The sequence below is a fragment of the Metaclostridioides mangenotii genome (genome assembly GCF_018917235.1).
Lineage (GTDB): Bacteria > Bacillota > Clostridia > Peptostreptococcales > Peptostreptococcaceae > Metaclostridioides.
The window spans coordinates 317,387-335,742 of record NZ_JAHLOF010000003.1 but is presented as its reverse complement, the minus strand read 5'-3'; the positions used below and the strand labels follow the sequence as shown (position 1 = coordinate 335,742).

Genomic DNA, 18,356 nt, shown 5'->3' with positions numbered 1-18,356 from the left:
AATATGGTAGGGACTCCACAAGTTTCACAATTAGCAGAAATTTTAGCAGACAAATCACGTTGTACCATCCTTATGGCTATGATGGATGGCGAGTTTCACACTGTTAATGAGTTGGCTAGAGATGCTGGAATTAAATCTCATACTGCATCTTATCATTTAGCTAAGCTTATTGAATTAGAATGGCTAGCTATGGAAAAACATGGACGATTCCATTACTACCAAATAAGAAACGAAGAGTTGGCTCAAATGCTAGAGCTTTGGCTTCAGGTTTCTCCCTTAAAACCATCAAGGTCATTAAATCAAAGTATAGAAAGTCAGAAGTTATATTTTGGCAGAACTTGCTATGATCATTTAGCTGGAAAAATAGGCGTACAGATTACTGATTGGCTGCTTGAAAAGAGTTATATTGTAAAAACAGAAACTGGTTGGGACTTAAGTATAGAAGGGGAAAATTTTTTTGAATCCAACGAAGTAAATATAGAGTTATTAAAAAAGGAAAATAGGTGTTACTGTCGAATGTGTTTAGATTGGAGTGAGAGAAAACATCATATAGCTGGTAGTATAGGAAAAGCCCTGATGAATATGTTTTTCAAGAATCAATGGATAGAACGTACAGGAGATAGCAGAGCTATTAAATTAACAGATAAAGGAAAAGAACATCTTTCTGAAAAGTGGAAAATAGATATTAGCTGATAAATATTCTAAGGACACTGAATATGTACTAATTTAGCTCATATTTTTTCTCTTTATTATAGACTATCACTATCTATTACATATACTTAGGGATAATATTTGATATTTTCATTATTGTTTTAGTACGAGATGTGTAATTTCTAAGCATGGAGGTAATAAGTAATGAGTTGGATTAAGAATGTATTATTAGAAAAAGGCAGAATGGAGATTTCTCCAAATAATATTGTTACAAAAACAAAAAAAGCTTGTCTTTTGATACAAGATGGAGTTATAAAAGAAATATCTGATGTTCTACCAGATAATGCGGAAGATGTTATAGATGCAAAAGGATATTTAGCTGTGCCATCTTTGGCAGATAATCATATTCATTTAGATAAAGGTCACTATGGTGGTGAATGGCGAGCTGTCGTTCCTATGGATAGTGTTGTAGAAAGAATAGAGGAAGAGCAAGGATTTTTACATGATTTTTTGCCTGAAACACCACAAAAGGCACAGGCTTTGATTGACTTAGTCACAAGTACTGGGGCAACTTACTTAAAGGTGCAAGTTAATGTAGACCCTGTTATTGGGCTAGGCAATTTGGATATTATTAAAAAGATTCTAGAAAAGAATAGACATAAATTAGACTATGAAATAGTAATTTTTCCACAGCATGGTACAATAGTTACGGAAGATTTAGGTTTATTAAGTAAAGCGTTAGAAGATGAATCGGTTACTGTATTAGGGGGATTAGACCCTGCTACTATTGATGGCGATATTGAGAAATCTTTAGAAGTCACTTTTAATTTAGCAACTAAATATAAAAAAGAAGTAGATATTCATTTACATGATCGAGGTAGTTTAGGCATCTTTGAAATTAATCGCATTATTGATTATACATTAGCATTCAACCTACAAGGAAAAGTTCAGATAAGTCATGCTTTCGCTTTAGCAGATGTAAGTGGTTCGGAGTTAGACAATATTGTTAAGCGATTAAAAGATGCACGTATAATTATTAATACAACAGTTCCAATCGACACAAAGGCACTATCTATTCCAGCGTTAAAAAAAGGTGGAGTAATAGTAAATGTAGTTAATGACAATATAAATGATCACTGGAGTCCTTTTGGCACAGGAGATTTAATTGAACGTGCCAGTCGAGCAGCAGAGGTATTTTCTATGACAGATGAGGTTTCATTGTCAAATACCTTAGGGCTTGTAACAAATGGTGTCACTCCTCTTGATAAAGAAGGTGAGTATGTGTGGCCAAAAGTTAGTGATAATGCAAATATTCTGTTTGTGAAGGCAGAATGTTCGGCTCACTTAATAGGTAGAGTTTGTAAAAACAGAGTTGTTCTATATAGAGGTAGGTTTGTTTCAGGTGAATTTAAGTAATTAGGTTTTGACTATTAAAGTGTGATTTAATATAAAAAAATAATAAAGTAGTGTATACTTCATAAGGACTTGCTAAAAAAGTAGGTCCTTTTTAATTTTTACAGATAGGATGAGTGTTGCAGAATTCAACCATTTTGTTTGAAAAGTAATGAATACATTTACAAAATAAATAATATATTAGAATAATTGAAATTATAATAAAATGTATTGATATAAAAATTTATAATGTCATCATTTTAAAACTAAAGGGGCTGTATTTTAAGTGTTTAGAAAGGAGGCGGGATATGGAAAAATCATATATTTTAGTGTATCAATATGACTTAGAATCAGCATTAAGGAGTAGTGGTTTAAACAATTTTATAATTTTAAATGATAGACTTGCAGTTCTATATACACCATTAGATTTTAATCCAAGTGTTTTAAATGATATATCTGAGATCTCTTGGTATAATGAATCTCGCCCGATGAGTTCTATGATTGACATTACAGAAAATGTTGGTTTTGGTAATAGTTCAAGGCAGATTTCGGATGTAAATTATTTATATAAAAATCCGTATAATGATATTACAGGGAGAGGAATATTAATAGCAATAATTGATTCAGGAGTAAGTTATTTACATCCAGATCTGGGAACGGAAGATGGATCTAGCAAGATACTAAAGCTATGGGATCAAGAAGGAACCATAAATTCTCCTCCAGAGGGATATTTGTTCGGTAGTGAATTCACAAGAGAAGAATTAAACGCCGCTATAGCTAGAGGTGATGGAAGTTTAAGCAGAGATGATGTCGGTACAGGTACTTTGGCCGCTGGAATTGTTGTAGGTGAGGGAAGAATTAACTCAAACAACAAAGGAATAACGGAGGGTTCTGATCTTGTAGTTGTTAAACTAAGATCATATCCAGGAGAATATTATGTACAAAAACAAAACTATACAATATCGGATTTTTTAGCGGCAGTTTCTTATGTGATTAATGTTGCAATAAGAGAGGAAAAGTCATTAATAATAAATTTAACGGTGGGGGCGAGATCATCGTTTGGTTTTATCACTATGCTAAATACATTTAGTGAATTGCAATATCCAGGTGTAGTAGTAGTAAGTGGAGCAGGAAATCAGAGAAATAGAGATATACATTACGCAGGTAAATTTAGGAATCAGGCAGATATAAATGATATTATTATCGAGTATGGAGATGGCCAAAATTTGGATATTTTTCTTGAGGGTGTCGATTTAGATAGAGTAAATGCAACCATAATATCACCTTCTGGGGAAGCAAGTTATACTGCTTACTATGCACCTGACTACTTTGAATACACTGGTAAATTTAATTTAGAAAATACAAATTACTTAGTTAGATACTTTTACCCATGGATATCTACAGGATCAGAGTTACTTGAAATAAATCTTAGGAATATGAAACCGGGGGCATGGACTCTTAGAGTACGACCGGATATATATGTAAATGGAGAATACCATGTTTATCTTCCAAACCAAAATCTATTAGATATACATGATGGATTTATAGATTCTAGTTCATTTTCAACACTAACTCTTTATGGACGTGGTGAAGATACTATAACTGTAGGAGCTTATGACAATAGATATAATGGATTGTGGATTGGATCATCGAAAGGGCCATCTAAAGGTGTATCATTCAAGCCTGATTTTATTGCTCCTGGTGTAAATATTATCTCAACTTATGGAGATGTAAACTATAAATTAGGTACTGGCACAGGCGTGAGTAGTTCCATTGTTTCTGGTATGCTAGCACTAATTATGGAATATATAAAAAAGCAAAGTAACGTACCAAAGTTGTTGTTAAATCCGCACTCTTTAAAAGCATATTTGAAGTCAGGTGCTATAAGAAATGAATTATATGAATATCCAAATGAATCTCAAGGTTATGGGTTAGTAGATTTTAGAAGAACTATTCAAATAATATCTGATAACTTATAAATTATTATATTATTTGAATATATCTAGATATAATTTATAAGTAAGATAATAATTAAAAAGTGTAAATCACTAAATATGGAGCGTAATTGCTCCTATATTTTTTTATAGTTGAAACAAAATGAATATGCTATACTCTAAACATAAATCTAGAATATCAATGGAATGATAAGTTAATAATATTAAAGTAAGAAGGTTTAACAACGTGTAACCGCTAATAAAAAAATACTGGACTTTCGATTGGAGGAAATTTCTTTGGCTCAAACAACTAAAAGAGCGCTTGCTGCATCTCTTAAAAAGTTACTTTCAGAAAAACCGCTCGATAAGATTACTGTTATCGATATTGTAGAGGACTGCGAAGTTAATAGACAAACTTTCTATTATCATTATAAGGATATATATGATCTTGTCGAAAGAATTTATACTAGTGAAGCATCGAAAGCACTTAATGGTAAAAAAACATATGATACATGGCAACAGGGTATTTTACAGATTTTTAATTATGTGATTGAAAACAAAGATTTTGTAAAAAATACATATCATTCTATTAGTCGAGAACACTTAGAGCGCTTCCTTTATAATGAAACTTATAATCTTTTAATCGGTGTTATTGAGGAAAAGGCGGCTGGTATGTCTGTGCGTGATGATGATAAATTCTTTATTGCAAACTTTTATAAATATGCCTTTGTTGGACTTATGTTAGAGTGGATAGGTGGAGGAATGAAGGAAGATCCATCTGCAATTATTGAGAGATTGAGTATTTTAATCCATGGAGATATAACAAAAGCACTTGAAAAATTCAGAACTGATCGTCATTATTAGACGAACAAACTTTAATGTATAAAGTTTTTACAATATGAGCCTTGTGTTGGAAGTTACGACACAAGGCTCATATTGTCTATTGTGAGACTTCTGAATAATCGATAATATATAGTATAAAATATAGTATAAAGATTAGGAGGTATTTATTATGTATTATAGCAATGGAAATTATGAGGCGTTTGCTCGCCCCGAAAAACCAGCTGATGTGGATAAAAAATCAGCGTATCTAGTTGGTTCTGGTTTGGCATCTCTAGCTGCGGCATGTTTCTTAGTCCGTGACGGCCAGATGAAGGGTGATCGTATTCACATTTTAGAAGAACTTAATATACTAGGTGGTGCCTGTGATGGTATCAATGACAGTCAAAAAGGGTTTATTATTCGTGGTGGACGTGAAATGGAAAATCATTTTGAGTGTTTGTGGGATCTATTCCGTTCAATACCTTCTCTTGAGATAGAAGACGCATCTGTTTTAGATGAATTTTACTGGCTTAATAAAAAAGATCCAAACTACTCTCTTATGAGAGCAACTATAAACAGAGGAAAAGATGCATATACTGATGGCAAATTTGGCCTTAGTGAAAAAGCGTCAATGGAAATTGTGAAATTGTTTATGACTCGTGATGAGGACTTGTACGATAAAAAAATATCTGATGTATTTACAGATGAATTTTATTCTTCTAATTTCTGGCTTTATTGGAGAACTATGTTCGCCTTCGAAGAATGGCATAGTGCCTTAGAAATGAAGAACTACATTCAAAGATTTATTCATCATATAGGAGGTTTACCTGATTTTTCTGCTTTGAAGTTTACAAAGTATAATCAGTATGAATCATTAATTCTTCCTATGGTAAAATACCTTGAATCACATGGTGTTCAGTTCCTATACGATATGAGAGTTACAAATGTTGAATTTGATATTAAAAATAATAAAAAAGTTGCCACAAAAATTGTGTGTCAACATGACGGAAAAGAAGAATGCATTGACTTGATCGAAGACGATTTAGTATTTGTTACGAATGGAAGTTGTACAGAAAATTCCACTCTAGGAGACGATAATCACGCACCAGAGTTTAATGATTCTCTAGGGGGTTGTTGGGAGCTTTGGAGAAATATAGCCAAACAAGATCCTTCTTTTGGGCGTCCAGATAAATTCTGCACCAATACGAAAGCGACAAATTGGGAATCTGCAACTATAACTACTCTTGACGATAGAATTCCACCATATATAGAGAAGATTTGTAAACGTGATCCGTTCAGTGGTAAGGTAGTTACTGGTGGTATTGTTACGGTTAAAGACTCGAAATGGCTTATGAGCTATACATTAAATCGTCAACCACATTTTAAAGAACAGCCTAGGGATCAGCTCGTTGTTTGGGTTTATGGTTTATTTACCGATGTTCCTGGTGACTACATTAAAAAACCTATGAGAGAATGTACTGGTATAGAAATTACTGAAGAATGGCTGTATCATATGGGTGTTCCTGAATCTGAAATTCACGATATGGCTACGAAATCTGCTCACTGTATACCATGTATGATGCCTTATATCACATCATTTTTTATGCCAAGAACAGCGGGTGATAGACCAAACGTTGTTCCTGATGGATGTGTCAACTTTGCATTTATTGGTCAGTTTTCTGATACAGTAAGAGACACTGTGTTTACTACGGAATATTCAGTAAGAACAGCAATGGAGGCGGTTTATACGTTACTTAATGTAGATCGTGGTGTACCTGAGGTATTTGGTTCATGTTATGATATTCGCGTACTTTTAGATTCTACTTCAAAGATGATGGATGGCAAAAAGCTTGTAGACATGAAGCTCCCATTTATGCTGAATTTGATTGAGAAAAGAACTTTGAAGAAGATATCAGGAACTGTAATTGAAGATTTGTTGAAGCGATATAATATAATCTAATTTTATTGTTTCTAATAGGAATATTAAAAAGTTAACTATATATGATTAGAAAGAACTGCCTCAAAATGAAGTTTTTTGAGGCAGTTTTTTTATGTAGAAAATAGAAAACACTTATGTGATAGATTTTTATTTATATTATATATTATTTTGCATGACTTGATAATGATAATCATTATTTATATAATGATAATAAAGGTCTAATTTCTTAGTAATTACAGATAAAAAGTATTAAGAGTGTTTATAAAAAAGAACTAATGTAAGAAAACATAAACTCTAAAAATATTTAAATAAAATAAAAGGAGATAGTATGAATATAAATATTGATGAACTAATAGAGAATTATATAAAAAATCCTATACAAGTGCAAGGTGTTTATCACCACAAAATTGAGCCGGGTAAAGTTGGCTTTCAGAGATCAGCTCCTTATCCAGGGTTCATTTTTCCACTTAGTGGGAAAGCACAATTTCATTTTAATGGTACACCTTATCTAGCTGGAGTGGGGAATATTATTCACGGAGGAGCAAATATGAATCTAGATAAGCGTGTGGTAGGAGATAGAAGATGGGAATATATTACAGTACTGTATGATATTAACTCACCAGAACAAAAGGATGTTTACTTACAAAATACTCATTTCGAGCTAAATATTGGTCAAAGTCCACGTTTGATTGAGCTTTTGTGGCGACTGTGTAAGTCTTTCAATCAGAGAAGCGCTATATCTGCATTTCAATCAGAAACATTATTTCGTTGTGCATTAGAAGAGGTTTTTGTATGTTGGTGCAATAAAGGACATAGCTCGGCTCAGGCTTTATTTGATCAGGTATCTAGCTATATTCAAAACCACTATATGGACACCTTAACTGTACGTGATTTAGCAGAGCAAAATGGTGTAAACGAAAATCGTTTATTCTATGTTTTTAATAAGTATGCGGGAATGGGTCCTGGAGACTATCTTATAGAACTTCGTATTAATCGTGCAAAGGAGTTACTTATTAATTGTAATGCTTCGGTGGGAGATGTAGCAGATAGTGTAGGGTATTCTGATGCTTTATATTTCAGTCGTATATTCAAGAGGCGAGTTGGTATTTCTCCAAGTGGTTTCAGAAAAAATTTCAGTAATAATCCATATGAGTTTCAGGATACTTGTATTCAGATATAATAAGCATTTTGCTAGAATTATCTATAAGTTAATAAAGTAACTATAAACTTATTGGAGGGATATAAGATGAAAAGATTAATGACAGTTTTTGCCTCAATTATAATTTTGGTAGGTTTATTTTCAACTGGTTGTACTGGTAAGGCAGTAGAAAATAATGAGAATAATTCAGAGAAAAATGCGGAAGAAGCTTTATGGCCTAGAACGATTACTGATGCAGCAGGAAATAAAGTGCTTTTAAAAGAACAACCTAAAAGAATAGCACTTCTTCACACTATATATTTAGAACACTTTTTAGCATTAGGAACACCGCCTATAGCATCAGCTGGTTCTTCTACAGGGAATGCAATGAAAGCTGTAAATGAGTGGGAAACACTTAAATCATATAATAAAACAGCTGATATTATAGATTTAGGTAGTTCTAGAGAGTTAAATTTAGAAGCAATTTTAGAAGCAAAGCCAGATGTTATCGTTACTTTTAAGGAGCATGGTAATTTGGATAAAATTTATGATCAACTTGTACAGATTGCTCCTGTAGTTCAAATAGACTTCGATTCCTCTTGGCAGGATCAGACATTGGCATGTGCTGAAATTGTCGGAAAAGAATCAGAGGCTAAAGAATTTATTAAAGAGACAGAATCAATAATTTCTTTATCTAAAGAAAAATTAAGTAAATACAACGACAAGACGATAGCTCTTTTCCGAACAGATGGTAAATCTTTCATTACACGTGGTGATAAAAACTATTATGAAACTTTTGGAATCACAAAACCTAAAGGCTACCCAGATAGTTTTGAAACGTTATCTTTGGAAGCTGTTGCTGAGATGAATCCAGACTATATTATTTTTCAAGATTTTACAGAAACAGCACAAACATTTGTTAAGACTCAGAAAAAATCATCTGTTTGGAATAAATTAGATGCGGTACAAAATGGCAATGTTATTTACTTAGATGATTCTTTAAACACATTTGGTCCGCTTGCCATGAGATTAACAGCTGAGAAACTTGTAAATATATATTCGGGTCAAAATTAATAAAAGTAATGTACAGGCTGTAAAATGACGAAAAGGAGACAAATAAAATGAAAGCAACAAAAGAATTAAAACAGCCTATTCTAGGTACTAAAAATAAAAATAAAACCAAATTATTTTGGATGATAATTATATTTGGATTTGTTGCATTGGCTTTACTTATGATGTATTCCATAACCAAAGGTGCAGCAAACATTTCGATCTATACAGTACGTGATGCTTTGCTTAATTTTGATAGTAATAATTCTAAACACCTAACTATAATTGATTTGCGTCTTCCTCGTGTCGTTGCTAGTGCTCTTGTGGGGTCAGCATTTGCAGTCTCTGGAGCTATTATGCAAGGTATGACTCAAAACCCTCTGTCTGAGCCTGGTATTATGGGAATAAATGCTGGGTCAGTATTTGCTATATCTATTTGCTTTGCTTTTTACCCTGGAATTGGTTATATGCAAATTATTCTTTTTTCATTTTTAGGTGCAGCTTTTGGAGCTATGCTTGTAAACGGTGTTGGATATATAAGACGTGGAGGTGTAACCCCTGCTAGATTTGTTTTGGCGGGCGTTGCTGTCAATGCACTCTTGACATCTCTAAGCCAGGGAATAGCACTTGGCTTTGGAGTAGCACAAAACATGATGTTTTGGACAGTAGGTGGGCTGGCAGGTTCTAATTGGGATCAAGTTCAAATAATATTTCCATTGATTACAGTAGCGTTGTTAGGAGCAATCTTTCTTTCTCCATATATATCGATGTTAAGTCTTGGAGAGGATGTAGCAAAAGGATTAGGATTAAATATGATAGTTACGAATACACTTTGTTCCATTATTGTGTTAATATTGGCGGGGTCTTCTGTATCTGTAGTAGGTGCAGTAGGATTTGTAGGCCTTATTGTGCCGCATATATCCCGCTTTCTTGTAGGTATTGATTATCGTAGGATAATACCTTCATCTGCAGTTTTGGGAGCAATTTTAATGGTGCTAGCGGATTTGGGTGCACGTATGATTAATCCGCCTTTTGAAACACCTATTGGAGCGCTAATTTCTCTAATTGGCGTTCCATTTTTCTTGTATCTGTCAAGTAAAAAAAGGAGTAGATGTTGATGGTTAAGCAAAAAACGAATAACGTATATGAAAAAAAACTTGCCTTGTACAATTGGACAATTGTTATTGGGCTTACTATTTTGCTTATTTTGATTGTTATCATCAGCTTAAACACAGGTTATATAAGACTTTCGCCATTAGATACTTTTAAAACTTTATTCGGTGGTGGTGGATATAAGGAAAATATTATTTTATTTAATATCAGATTGCCACGTATCGTACTTTCTATGTTAGTAGGGGTAGGGTTAGCTTTATCTGGATGCATTATACAAAATATTTCAAAAAATGCCTTGGCAGATCCAGGTTTATTAGGTATAAATGCAGGTGCTGGTATGATGGTAATTCTGTATGTACTTTTCTTTGGATCTCAGTCTTTTCTGTCGATATTCACTCTACCATTTTTAGCGCTAGTCGGTGCTAGTGTTGCAGCGATAATAATCTATTTATTAGCATTTAGGAAAAATAGAGGCTATTCATCCTTTACTCTTGTATTGACAGGAGTAGCTGTACAGGCGGGCATTTCTGCATTAACTACTGTGTTAGTAGTAAAATTAGATGAGACTCAATTTGACTTTGTAGCAACTTGGCAAGCTGGAAGTATTTGGGGAAGCAATTGGAAATTTGTTTTGGCTCTCCTACCATGGCTTTTACTGCTTGTGCCTTATGTTTTATATAAATCTAATATATTAAATTTGATGGATTTGGATGAAAATGTGAGTAAAGGACTTGGTGTTCCTATTGAAAAGGAACGCAGATGGTTGCTTGCTGCTTCAGTTGCACTGGCAGCTTCTTGTGTTTCAGTAAGTGGTAATATCAGTTTTGTAGGTCTTATAGCGCCGCACTTGGGTAGAAAACTTGTAGGTCCAAGACATAATATATTACTGCCGACTTGTGCACTTACAGGTGCTGTTTTAGTTTCCGCAGCAGATACTATTGCACGTGTGATTTTACAACCTATAGAGATTCCAACAGGTATTATGGTAGCAATTATTGGGGCACCGTATTTACTTTATCTACTGGTTAAGGGGAAATAACAATGAAAGAGATGATGAAGATGTATAGTATTGAAACAGATAATCTATCTATAGCTTACGAGGATAATACTATAGTTAAAGATTTTAACATAAAAATTCCTAAGGGAAAAATAACAATAATTATTGGACCAAATGGTTGTGGAAAATCTACTGCACTTAAAGCGATAGGTCGTATTTTGAAGCCTAAGAGTGGTATTGTACGCTTATATGGAGATAATATCGATAGCTTAACTACAAAGGAAGTTGCACGTAAGATGGCTATTTTACCACAATCACCACAAGCACCTGCTGGATTGACAGTAAAAGATTTGGTGTCCTATGGTAGGTTTCCTCACCTACAAGGTTTTGCTAAACCTAATTCAGATGATAAAAATATTATTAAATGGGCACTTAAGGTAACAAAACTTATTAATTTTGAGAATATACCAGTCGATAGTTTATCAGGAGGTCAACGTCAAAGAGTTTGGATTGCAATGGCGTTGGCTCAACAGACTGACTTAATACTACTTGATGAACCTACAACTTATCTCGATCTATCTTACCAACTTGAAGTGCTAAATCTATTACATAATTTGAATAGAAAAGAAGGATGTACAGTAGCAATGGTTTTACATGATTTAAACCTTGCATCTAGATTTGCAGATTATATGATAGCTATTCGAGATGGTGTTATTATCCATCATGGGAAACCGCAAGATGTTATGACTGCTGAAGTTTTAAAAGATACCTTTAATATTGATGCTATGATTGCAACGGATCCTCGCACAGGAAGCCCAACGTGTATTTCATATGATCTTATTAATGAATAGAAAAATGTGTGTAAGGAGATGTTAAAATGAAAAAAATAGCGATATATGGTAAAGGTGGAATTGGAAAATCAACTACCGTATCTAATGTGGCGGCTGCTTTATCTAGTATGGGATTGACTGTGATGCAAATAGGGTGTGATCCAAAGGCAGATTCTACCCGAAATTTAACTGAAGGAAAAAATATAACTACTGTACTTGATGCATTGAGAGAGAATAGTGATGCGAATTTAGATGAACTTGTGGTAAAAAGTAGCACTGGAGTATTATGTGTAGAATCTGGAGGCCCGATCCCTGGAGTTGGATGTGCAGGTAGGGGTATTATTACAGCTTTTGAAAAACTTGAGGAGTTAGAAGCTTATGATATTTACAAGCCAGATATAGTTCTGTATGACGTGTTAGGAGATGTTGTCTGTGGTGGTTTTACAATGCCTATTCGAGGTGGTTATGCAGATGAAGTATGTGTTGTGACTTCTGGTGAGATGATGTCTTTATATGCTGCGACAAATATATCCCGAGCAGTTAAGAGTTTTGGAAGTAGAGGTTACGCATCTATACGAGGTCTAATTCTAAATGCTAAGAATATTGAAGGAGAAAATAAGCTAGTAGATGATGTAGCTAAGGAAATTGATGTGCCAGTTATTTATCGTTTGCCTCGTAATCCGTATGTGCAGCAAGCAGAGGATCAAGGTAAAACTGTTGTGGAGGCATACCCTGATTCAGAAATGGCAAAACATTACATGAAGCTTGCTAAACTATTAGCAGAAGGAGGAAAATGTATTGAATGATTTTGAACATTTAAAACTACTTTCAGAAGTTAAATCTAATAAAAGTATAAAATTTCTAACGCCGGCTGTTCTTAAAGGAAATCATTGCCCAATGCGTATAGCATCGGTTATTTCAGAAGATATTGAAGGACTTTCATCCTTACTTGTAGGCATGCAGGAGTGCACTACTTATTCAAGACTTTTCAGTCCAAATCCAGAAGGTAAGAACGGTGAACTTCACTGGCTTTATGTATTGGACTCGCATGAAGTAGTATTCGGATGCCGACAAGGATTAATCGACTCCCTTATCAAGATGGATAAATCCGGTGCAAAAGCGATTTTATTAATTGTAACTTGTGTTCTCGAATTAATAGGTGAGGATATTGAGGGAATTATTTGTGAAATTCAGCCCAAATTGAATGCTAAGATCACTTGTGTAATGTTAGGTCAATTCAAAAATGTTAGCTATCCACCAGGTTCAAGGAAAACGATGGAGGCCCTTGTAACGCTGATGGATGTAAAAGAAGCTGATCCTATTCGAATTAATGTGCTGGGTCGTGCGCAAAACGAAGAAGAAATTCCTATGCCAAATATACTTCGAGAATTAACAAATCAAGGTCTTAATTTACGTTTTTTAGCACCAGGTGCTTCTCTTGAAAATTTTCAAATAGCTACAGATGCTGAGCTAAATATAGTGGTTTCACCATATATGCAGCCACTTGCAGTCAAAATGAAAAGAAATTTTGGTATACCATATATAGATTTACATAGTATGTACGATGTAAATAGTATTCATAAGGCTTACGAGGATATTGCAGATCAATTTGGCCTTAATTTACATGATATTTTTGAGGAAGAAAGACAACAAGCACTTAATTTACAAAACCAAGTAGGGGAAAGGTTTAGAGGACTTAAATTTATATTTCTGCCTAGAGTTGATATGACAATTCCTTTAGCGCACTATCTTACTAAGCTTGAAATGGAACCTCTACTTTTACATTTAGAAGAATATTATCCAGAGGACAAAACTAATGCAAAAGATATTATTTCAATGGGTTATAATCCGTTAATTTGTAGAATGGTTAATCCTGAAGCAGATTTGCCTATTTTAGAAAAGTTAGGTGCAGACTTGTATTTTGGATTTTCACCAAATATAAATAATAATATTACTTGCGTGCCAGAGTTGCTTGATTTTTATGGACAAATAGGATACAGCCGTACAGTTAGTATACTAAGGAGAATATTATCGATATTGGACGAAAAAAACGACTTAAACGATGGAGGGACTGAATATGGGATTACACAGATTTAAACCAATTCCTTCAGGAAGAATGGGCACTCTTTGGACCATAGCTTCAATTAGAGATGCAGCTCTTATTGAGTTTGGATGTATGGGTCATATGCTTTATAGCAGTGTAACACTAGAACGTACAGGTGTTTATGATGGGTGTAAACTCTACTCTACACATATAGTAGAAACTGATATAGCCTTTGGTGATACAAGTAGACTTGATAAAACTATTGAAAATATTATAGAAAAAGATTCCCCAAAAGTGATTTTTCTTTTACCGTCATCTATACCGGAGGTAATAGGAATTGACCTAAAAGCTGTATGCGAAAGTTTACAGCTAAAATATCCTGAAGTTAAACTAATACCTTTTGGATGTGGAGGATTCGATGTTAACCAGCATCGTGGTGTACAAGAGGCTCTCTTGTTATTAGTAAAAAAACTACCGGTAGATATAAAGAAAACAGATCAACCAACTTTTAATATAATAGGATCTTGCGCCGATATTTTTAGATTTCAATCTGATGCTAATGAAATAATTAGAATAATGGATGGATCTTTTGGGATTAAGCCAGTTTGTGTTTTGAGTTCAGATACATCTATTGAGGATATTGAAAACATGGGAAGTGCACATCTTAATATTGTTTTACGTCGTGAAGGAATACCAGCAGCTAAATATCTAGAAAAGCGATTTGGGATACCATATATTGTAGGAAGGCCTTATGGTATTAATGGAACTTTGAGCTGGATTGGTAAAATTGCAAATATATTTAATTTAAATTTAAATACTGGGTTTTTACAGAAAGAGAGAGAGGATGCAAGAAAACAACTTAAGCCTGTAATGCCATCTTTTTTTCATATTGCAAAGTCTCATCCAGACGAAACGGTATTGTCATTGGGGGGACATGCTGATGTAGTAAGCGGGATACTTTCTTTTGGATGTAGTGAGCTTTTGTTATCTAAAGGAACTTGCTGGTGTGATAGCCCTGATATGGGAAGTGAAGAAATCCCCTTTTTTTCAGAAGATGAGTGGATTTATGCTATTCAGTCTCATAAAAAAGGATTTCTTATGGCAAGTGGTGAAGCACTAGATTGGTCAGGGCACAATACAGATATGCAAATATCAAATCCTGATACTAAATATCGTTTACATCCATATGATCCACCGTTTGTAGGTTTCAGAGGTGCTGTTAATCTTGCAAATTTATTGATAAACGAGACTAAAGAAGATTGATGTTTAGTATGTAATAATAAATGGATAAATCCAGTGTAGCTACTATACACTGGATTATTTTATAATTTTTTTAAATTACTCTTAAATCTTCATTTGAACCATATTAAGAAATATAATAAAGACTAAATTAGCATTTTTGACAATCCATTTTATTTGAAATATAATAGAGTAACTTAACAAGACATAAAGGGTATTTCGTCAATTAATAGAAAAATATTATTAGAAAGGGAAAGTCTTATGAAAAAAAACAAGACTCAATCTGCTGGAATTATTTTCTTAAACATGTTAACTAACCCTATTTTTATCATCTTCTATTTTCTATTCTGGAGACATCTGTTTCTATTATGTGATATAGGAAACAAACATAAAAACTTACCAATTATCGTTGTAAGTTTTTTATTTTTTATTGTATGGTTTGTTAAATTTTTGAACCAAATATATAATAAAAAAGGAAATCATTTAAAAGATTTATCTGAGAACACTTCCGAAACTCAACATTTTCAAATTCTAAAAAATAGACCTCAAATTTTAGTTTGGCGCATATGTGCGATTTTTGTTTTGATTAGTATTACTGTTTTCTTTGGTACAAAGACTGTAAATACTGGAATATCATATAATGGAAAACTATCATGGTTTCTTAATGATTTAAAATATAAGAAAACTGTAACATTCAAACACAACAATGTTTATAAGGATGGGATTGATGGAATTTTAAACGATATTGATAAAAAGATTGATCTACCAGATAAATTATATGTCAAAAGCAGTTTTGACTTAAAATTTGCAGCAGACGGAACAATTACAGTCTTTGACACATATCTTTACGGTAAAAGTGATACAGGAGAAGAAAAAAATTATTTAATTTCATATAATAAAAAGAAATCAGAAAGAATAACAGTATATATACAAGACACTAATAAGTATAAATACAAAGAATCAAAGATTATTCAACCATTAGTTGAGGCAACTCGCAATATTTCTATACAAAATGTCATCCATAGTTGGAAAACTGATGGTTATGAAGAGTTTGGAATTTTATATCAAGGAATTAGAAGCTGGGGGTATAATACAGATGGTATAAAATATATCGATGCTAATGAAAATACATTGTCAGCCGAATTATCATCGATAAATGAAACAGAAATAGTTAATTATTCTGTATCCATATACCTGCCTGGAAAAGAACCTGGAGAGAATTTGGATGCTAATGGTAAAAATAACAATGTATATATTCCATTTAGATATCTAGTGGTAGATGATATAGCAAATATTTATCAGTCTAATAAAAATGCATCTGAAATTTTAAGTAGTGAATTACCAAAAGAAGATACTTCAGATATAAATAGTGGTTATAAAGAATTAAAAGACGGAACGCTAGAATATTATTTAACAAATAATATTGCATATCGTTTAGTTGTTATCGATGCTGCTTTAGGAAGTCGATTTTATGCTCTAGACAAAATAGATAACGAAAAAAATTGGGTAAGAATCAATGAGGATCCTTATGCAGGATCTGTTGGTGTAGCTTCAGGAATAAAGTTTATAAATGAAAGTCTAGGATTTATAATATTGTCTCATAGTGGAGGTAGCTATGGCGAACTTTATCGTACAGAAGATGGAGGAGAGACGTTTAAACAAGTTAATTTCCAAGATGATAAACTAGATTATCCAGATCTTCCGTATGAACAAAATGGATCTTTATATGTAAATGTAGGGCAAGGCAATGATGGAGATAAGTCTGCAATATACATTTCAAAAGATAAAGGGGCAACGTGGGAATAGTTCAGAGCAACATAAACAATAAACATATTTATTAAATATATACTGATTATAGAAAATATCTATTTAAACAGATATTAGTATTTAAAATAACATACAGAATTTTACAAAAATCGACCAATACCAATACTTTTCAATGTTATAATTAAGTAAAACAAGGGGGTCATTCATATGATAAATTACAACGAAGAATTTGAAACATTAGCAAAGAATAATGCCTTACTAGGTGAACAAAGTCCAGGTGTTATGAGAAAATTCAAAGGTATAGCTGGTGAAGTGTTAAAAGATAATAAATTAAGTTTGAAAACGAAAGAATTAGTAGCTGTAGGTATAGCAGTATCTGTTAGATGTGATGCATGTATATTATCACATGTTAAAAATGCTATAGATGCTGGAGTAACAATGGAAGAACTAGCTGAGACAGTAGAAGTGGCAATTTTAATGGGTGGTGGACCTTCTACAGCATATGGTGCGAAAGCTCTTTCAATAGCTGAACATCTTTTTAATGAGAAAAAATAATAATCTACATAAAATTTTATAATAAAATAGGTGGAGAATTAAAACTAATTTTCCACCTATTTTTATTTTAGAATTAAACCAATGTTAGTAAAGCGATAAGAGCTTTTTGGTCTTCCAATAAGAAGGATTCACATGAATTTCTTATCTTTTTTGTAATTTGTTTAAAAACTGTCTTGTTCTATCGTGTTTTGGATTATCTATAACACTTTTTGGACAACCTTGTTCAATAATTTTTCCATCCGACATAAAACAGACTTTATCAGAAATGTTTCTAGCAAAGTTTATTTCATGGGTAACGATTAGCATTGTTATTTTTTGTTTTGCTAATTGTTCAATTATTAATAATACTTCGTTTACCAATTCTGGATCTAGTGCTGACGTAGGTTCATCAAATAGGATTATCTTAGGTTCTAAAGCTAAAGCTCTTCCAATTGCAATTCTTTGCTGCTGACCACCAGATAAACTCGACGGATATTTATCTTTTTTTTCTAATAGTCCAACCTGCTCTAATATTTTTAAAGCCTTTTTTTCCGATTCTTTTTTACTGATTTTTTTAACTACATTTAAACCTATAGTTATATTTTCAAATGCAGTCTTATTATTAAATAAATGGAATCCTTGGAAAACCATGGATGTATTTCTTCTAAGCCAAAGAGTTTCTTCTTTTTTTAAACTAGCAAGATCAAGTTTTTTGTTATCTATTGTAATATTCCCGGATTCAACTTTTTCAAGACAATTAATACAACGTAATAAAGTAGATTTTCCTGTACCGGAAGGCCCAATTATAGATACAACTTCACCTTCTTCTATTTGTAAATCCACTCCTTTTAAAACCTCATTGTCACTAAATTTTTTGTAAATGCTGTTTAGTTTTAACAATTTAAT

The 18,356-nt window shown here is 33.0% G+C and carries 16 protein-coding genes; 15 read left to right on the top strand and 1 reads right to left on the bottom strand.

Annotation, left to right across the window (positions count from 1 at the left end; genetic code table 11):
• Window positions 1-3 precede the first annotated feature (3 nt).
• The 15 genes from KQI18_RS06935 to KQI18_RS06865 all read left to right on the top strand — a co-directional run bounded on the left by KQI18_RS06935 (window position 4) and on the right by KQI18_RS06865 (window position 17,471).
• Entirely contained in the window at window positions 4-693 is a 690-nt protein-coding gene (locus KQI18_RS06935) for an ArsR/SmtB family transcription factor (protein ID WP_216467053.1), read from the top strand.
• Between the two features lie 162 nt (window positions 694-855).
• The gene (locus KQI18_RS06930) at window positions 856-2,067 is read left to right on the top strand and encodes an amidohydrolase (RefSeq protein WP_216467052.1); all 1,212 of its coding nucleotides are present in this window, start codon (window positions 856-858) and stop codon (window positions 2,065-2,067) included.
• Between the two features lie 284 nt (window positions 2,068-2,351).
• Entirely contained in the window at window positions 2,352-4,022 is a 1,671-nt protein-coding gene (gene cspC, locus KQI18_RS06925; protein ID WP_216467051.1) for a bile acid germinant receptor pseudoprotease CspC, read from the top strand.
• 252 nt (window positions 4,023-4,274) lie between these two features.
• A complete protein-coding gene (locus KQI18_RS06920; RefSeq protein WP_216467050.1) occupies window positions 4,275-4,841 on the top strand; it encodes a TetR-like C-terminal domain-containing protein in 567 nt (188 codons plus the stop codon).
• Window positions 4,842-4,989: 148 nt separating this feature from the next.
• Window positions 4,990-6,759 (top strand): oleate hydratase, encoded by a 1,770-nt coding sequence (locus KQI18_RS06915; protein WP_216467049.1) that lies wholly within the window; start codon window positions 4,990-4,992, stop codon window positions 6,757-6,759.
• Between the two features lie 307 nt (window positions 6,760-7,066).
• Window positions 7,067-7,918, top strand: coding sequence for a helix-turn-helix domain-containing protein (locus KQI18_RS06910; RefSeq protein ID WP_216467048.1), 852 nt, complete (start codon window positions 7,067-7,069; stop codon window positions 7,916-7,918).
• A 66-nt stretch (window positions 7,919-7,984) separates the two neighbouring features.
• The gene (locus KQI18_RS06905) at window positions 7,985-8,950 is read left to right on the top strand and encodes an iron-siderophore ABC transporter substrate-binding protein (RefSeq protein ID WP_216467047.1); all 966 of its coding nucleotides are present in this window, start codon (window positions 7,985-7,987) and stop codon (window positions 8,948-8,950) included.
• Between the two features lie 47 nt (window positions 8,951-8,997).
• Window positions 8,998-10,044, top strand: coding sequence for a FecCD family ABC transporter permease (locus KQI18_RS06900; protein ID WP_216467046.1), 1,047 nt, complete (start codon window positions 8,998-9,000; stop codon window positions 10,042-10,044).
• A complete protein-coding gene (locus KQI18_RS06895; RefSeq protein WP_330654372.1) occupies window positions 10,044-11,078 on the top strand; it encodes an iron ABC transporter permease in 1,035 nt (344 codons plus the stop codon). Before KQI18_RS06900 ends, KQI18_RS06895 begins: the two co-directional genes overlap by 1 nt.
• Window positions 11,079-11,080: 2 nt before the next feature.
• Window positions 11,081-11,887 (top strand): ABC transporter ATP-binding protein, encoded by an 807-nt coding sequence (locus tag KQI18_RS06890; protein ID WP_330654371.1) that lies wholly within the window; start codon window positions 11,081-11,083, stop codon window positions 11,885-11,887.
• Window positions 11,888-11,913: 26 nt separating this feature from the next.
• Entirely contained in the window at window positions 11,914-12,672 is a 759-nt protein-coding gene (locus KQI18_RS06885; protein ID WP_216467044.1) for an AAA family ATPase, read from the top strand.
• Window positions 12,665-13,963, top strand: a complete 1,299-nt coding sequence (locus KQI18_RS06880) for a nitrogenase component 1 (RefSeq protein WP_216467043.1) — start codon at window positions 12,665-12,667, stop codon at window positions 13,961-13,963. Before KQI18_RS06885 ends, KQI18_RS06880 begins: the two co-directional genes overlap by 8 nt.
• Window positions 13,944-15,173 carry a nitrogenase component 1 gene (locus KQI18_RS06875; RefSeq protein ID WP_216467042.1) on the top strand — a complete coding sequence of 410 codons (1,230 nt, stop codon included), beginning with the start codon at window positions 13,944-13,946 and terminating at the stop codon, window positions 15,171-15,173. Before KQI18_RS06880 ends, KQI18_RS06875 begins: the two co-directional genes overlap by 20 nt.
• Window positions 15,174-15,410: 237 nt before the next feature.
• A complete protein-coding gene (locus KQI18_RS06870; protein ID WP_216467041.1) occupies window positions 15,411-16,955 on the top strand; it encodes a WD40/YVTN/BNR-like repeat-containing protein in 1,545 nt (514 codons plus the stop codon).
• Window positions 16,956-17,123: 168 nt separating this feature from the next.
• On the top strand, window positions 17,124-17,471 hold the full coding sequence (locus tag KQI18_RS06865; RefSeq protein ID WP_216467040.1) for a carboxymuconolactone decarboxylase family protein: 348 nt from the start codon (window positions 17,124-17,126) through the stop codon (window positions 17,469-17,471).
• Window positions 17,472-17,612: 141 nt separating this feature from the next.
• Here the strand turns inward: KQI18_RS06865 and KQI18_RS06860 are convergent, their stop codons facing one another.
• The gene (locus KQI18_RS06860) at window positions 17,613-18,350 is read right to left on the bottom strand and encodes an amino acid ABC transporter ATP-binding protein (protein ID WP_216467039.1); all 738 of its coding nucleotides are present in this window, start codon (window positions 18,348-18,350) and stop codon (window positions 17,613-17,615) included.
• Between the last annotated feature and the right edge of the window lie 6 nt (window positions 18,351-18,356).

Bases quoted from the DNA above. Each gene is read 5' to 3' on its own strand.
- KQI18_RS06935 (WP_216467053.1), top strand. From the start codon at position 4: ATGGTAGGGACTCCACAAGTTTCACAATTAGCAGAAATTTTAGCAGAC.
- KQI18_RS06930 (WP_216467052.1), top strand. From the start codon at position 856: ATGAGTTGGATTAAGAATGTATTATTAGAAAAAGGCAGAATGGAGATT.
- cspC (WP_216467051.1), top strand. From the start codon at position 2,352: ATGGAAAAATCATATATTTTAGTGTATCAATATGACTTAGAATCAGCA.
- KQI18_RS06915 (WP_216467049.1), top strand. From the start codon at position 4,990: ATGTATTATAGCAATGGAAATTATGAGGCGTTTGCTCGCCCCGAAAAA.
- KQI18_RS06910 (WP_216467048.1), top strand. From the start codon at position 7,067: ATGAATATAAATATTGATGAACTAATAGAGAATTATATAAAAAATCCT.
- KQI18_RS06905 (WP_216467047.1), top strand. From the start codon at position 7,985: ATGAAAAGATTAATGACAGTTTTTGCCTCAATTATAATTTTGGTAGGT.
- KQI18_RS06900 (WP_216467046.1), top strand. From the start codon at position 8,998: ATGAAAGCAACAAAAGAATTAAAACAGCCTATTCTAGGTACTAAAAAT.
- KQI18_RS06895 (WP_330654372.1), top strand. From the start codon at position 10,044: ATGGTTAAGCAAAAAACGAATAACGTATATGAAAAAAAACTTGCCTTG.
- KQI18_RS06890 (WP_330654371.1), top strand. From the start codon at position 11,081: ATGAAAGAGATGATGAAGATGTATAGTATTGAAACAGATAATCTATCT.
- KQI18_RS06885 (WP_216467044.1), top strand. From the start codon at position 11,914: ATGAAAAAAATAGCGATATATGGTAAAGGTGGAATTGGAAAATCAACT.
- KQI18_RS06875 (WP_216467042.1), top strand. From the start codon at position 13,944: ATGGGATTACACAGATTTAAACCAATTCCTTCAGGAAGAATGGGCACT.
- KQI18_RS06870 (WP_216467041.1), top strand. From the start codon at position 15,411: ATGAAAAAAAACAAGACTCAATCTGCTGGAATTATTTTCTTAAACATG.
- KQI18_RS06865 (WP_216467040.1), top strand. From the start codon at position 17,124: ATGATAAATTACAACGAAGAATTTGAAACATTAGCAAAGAATAATGCC.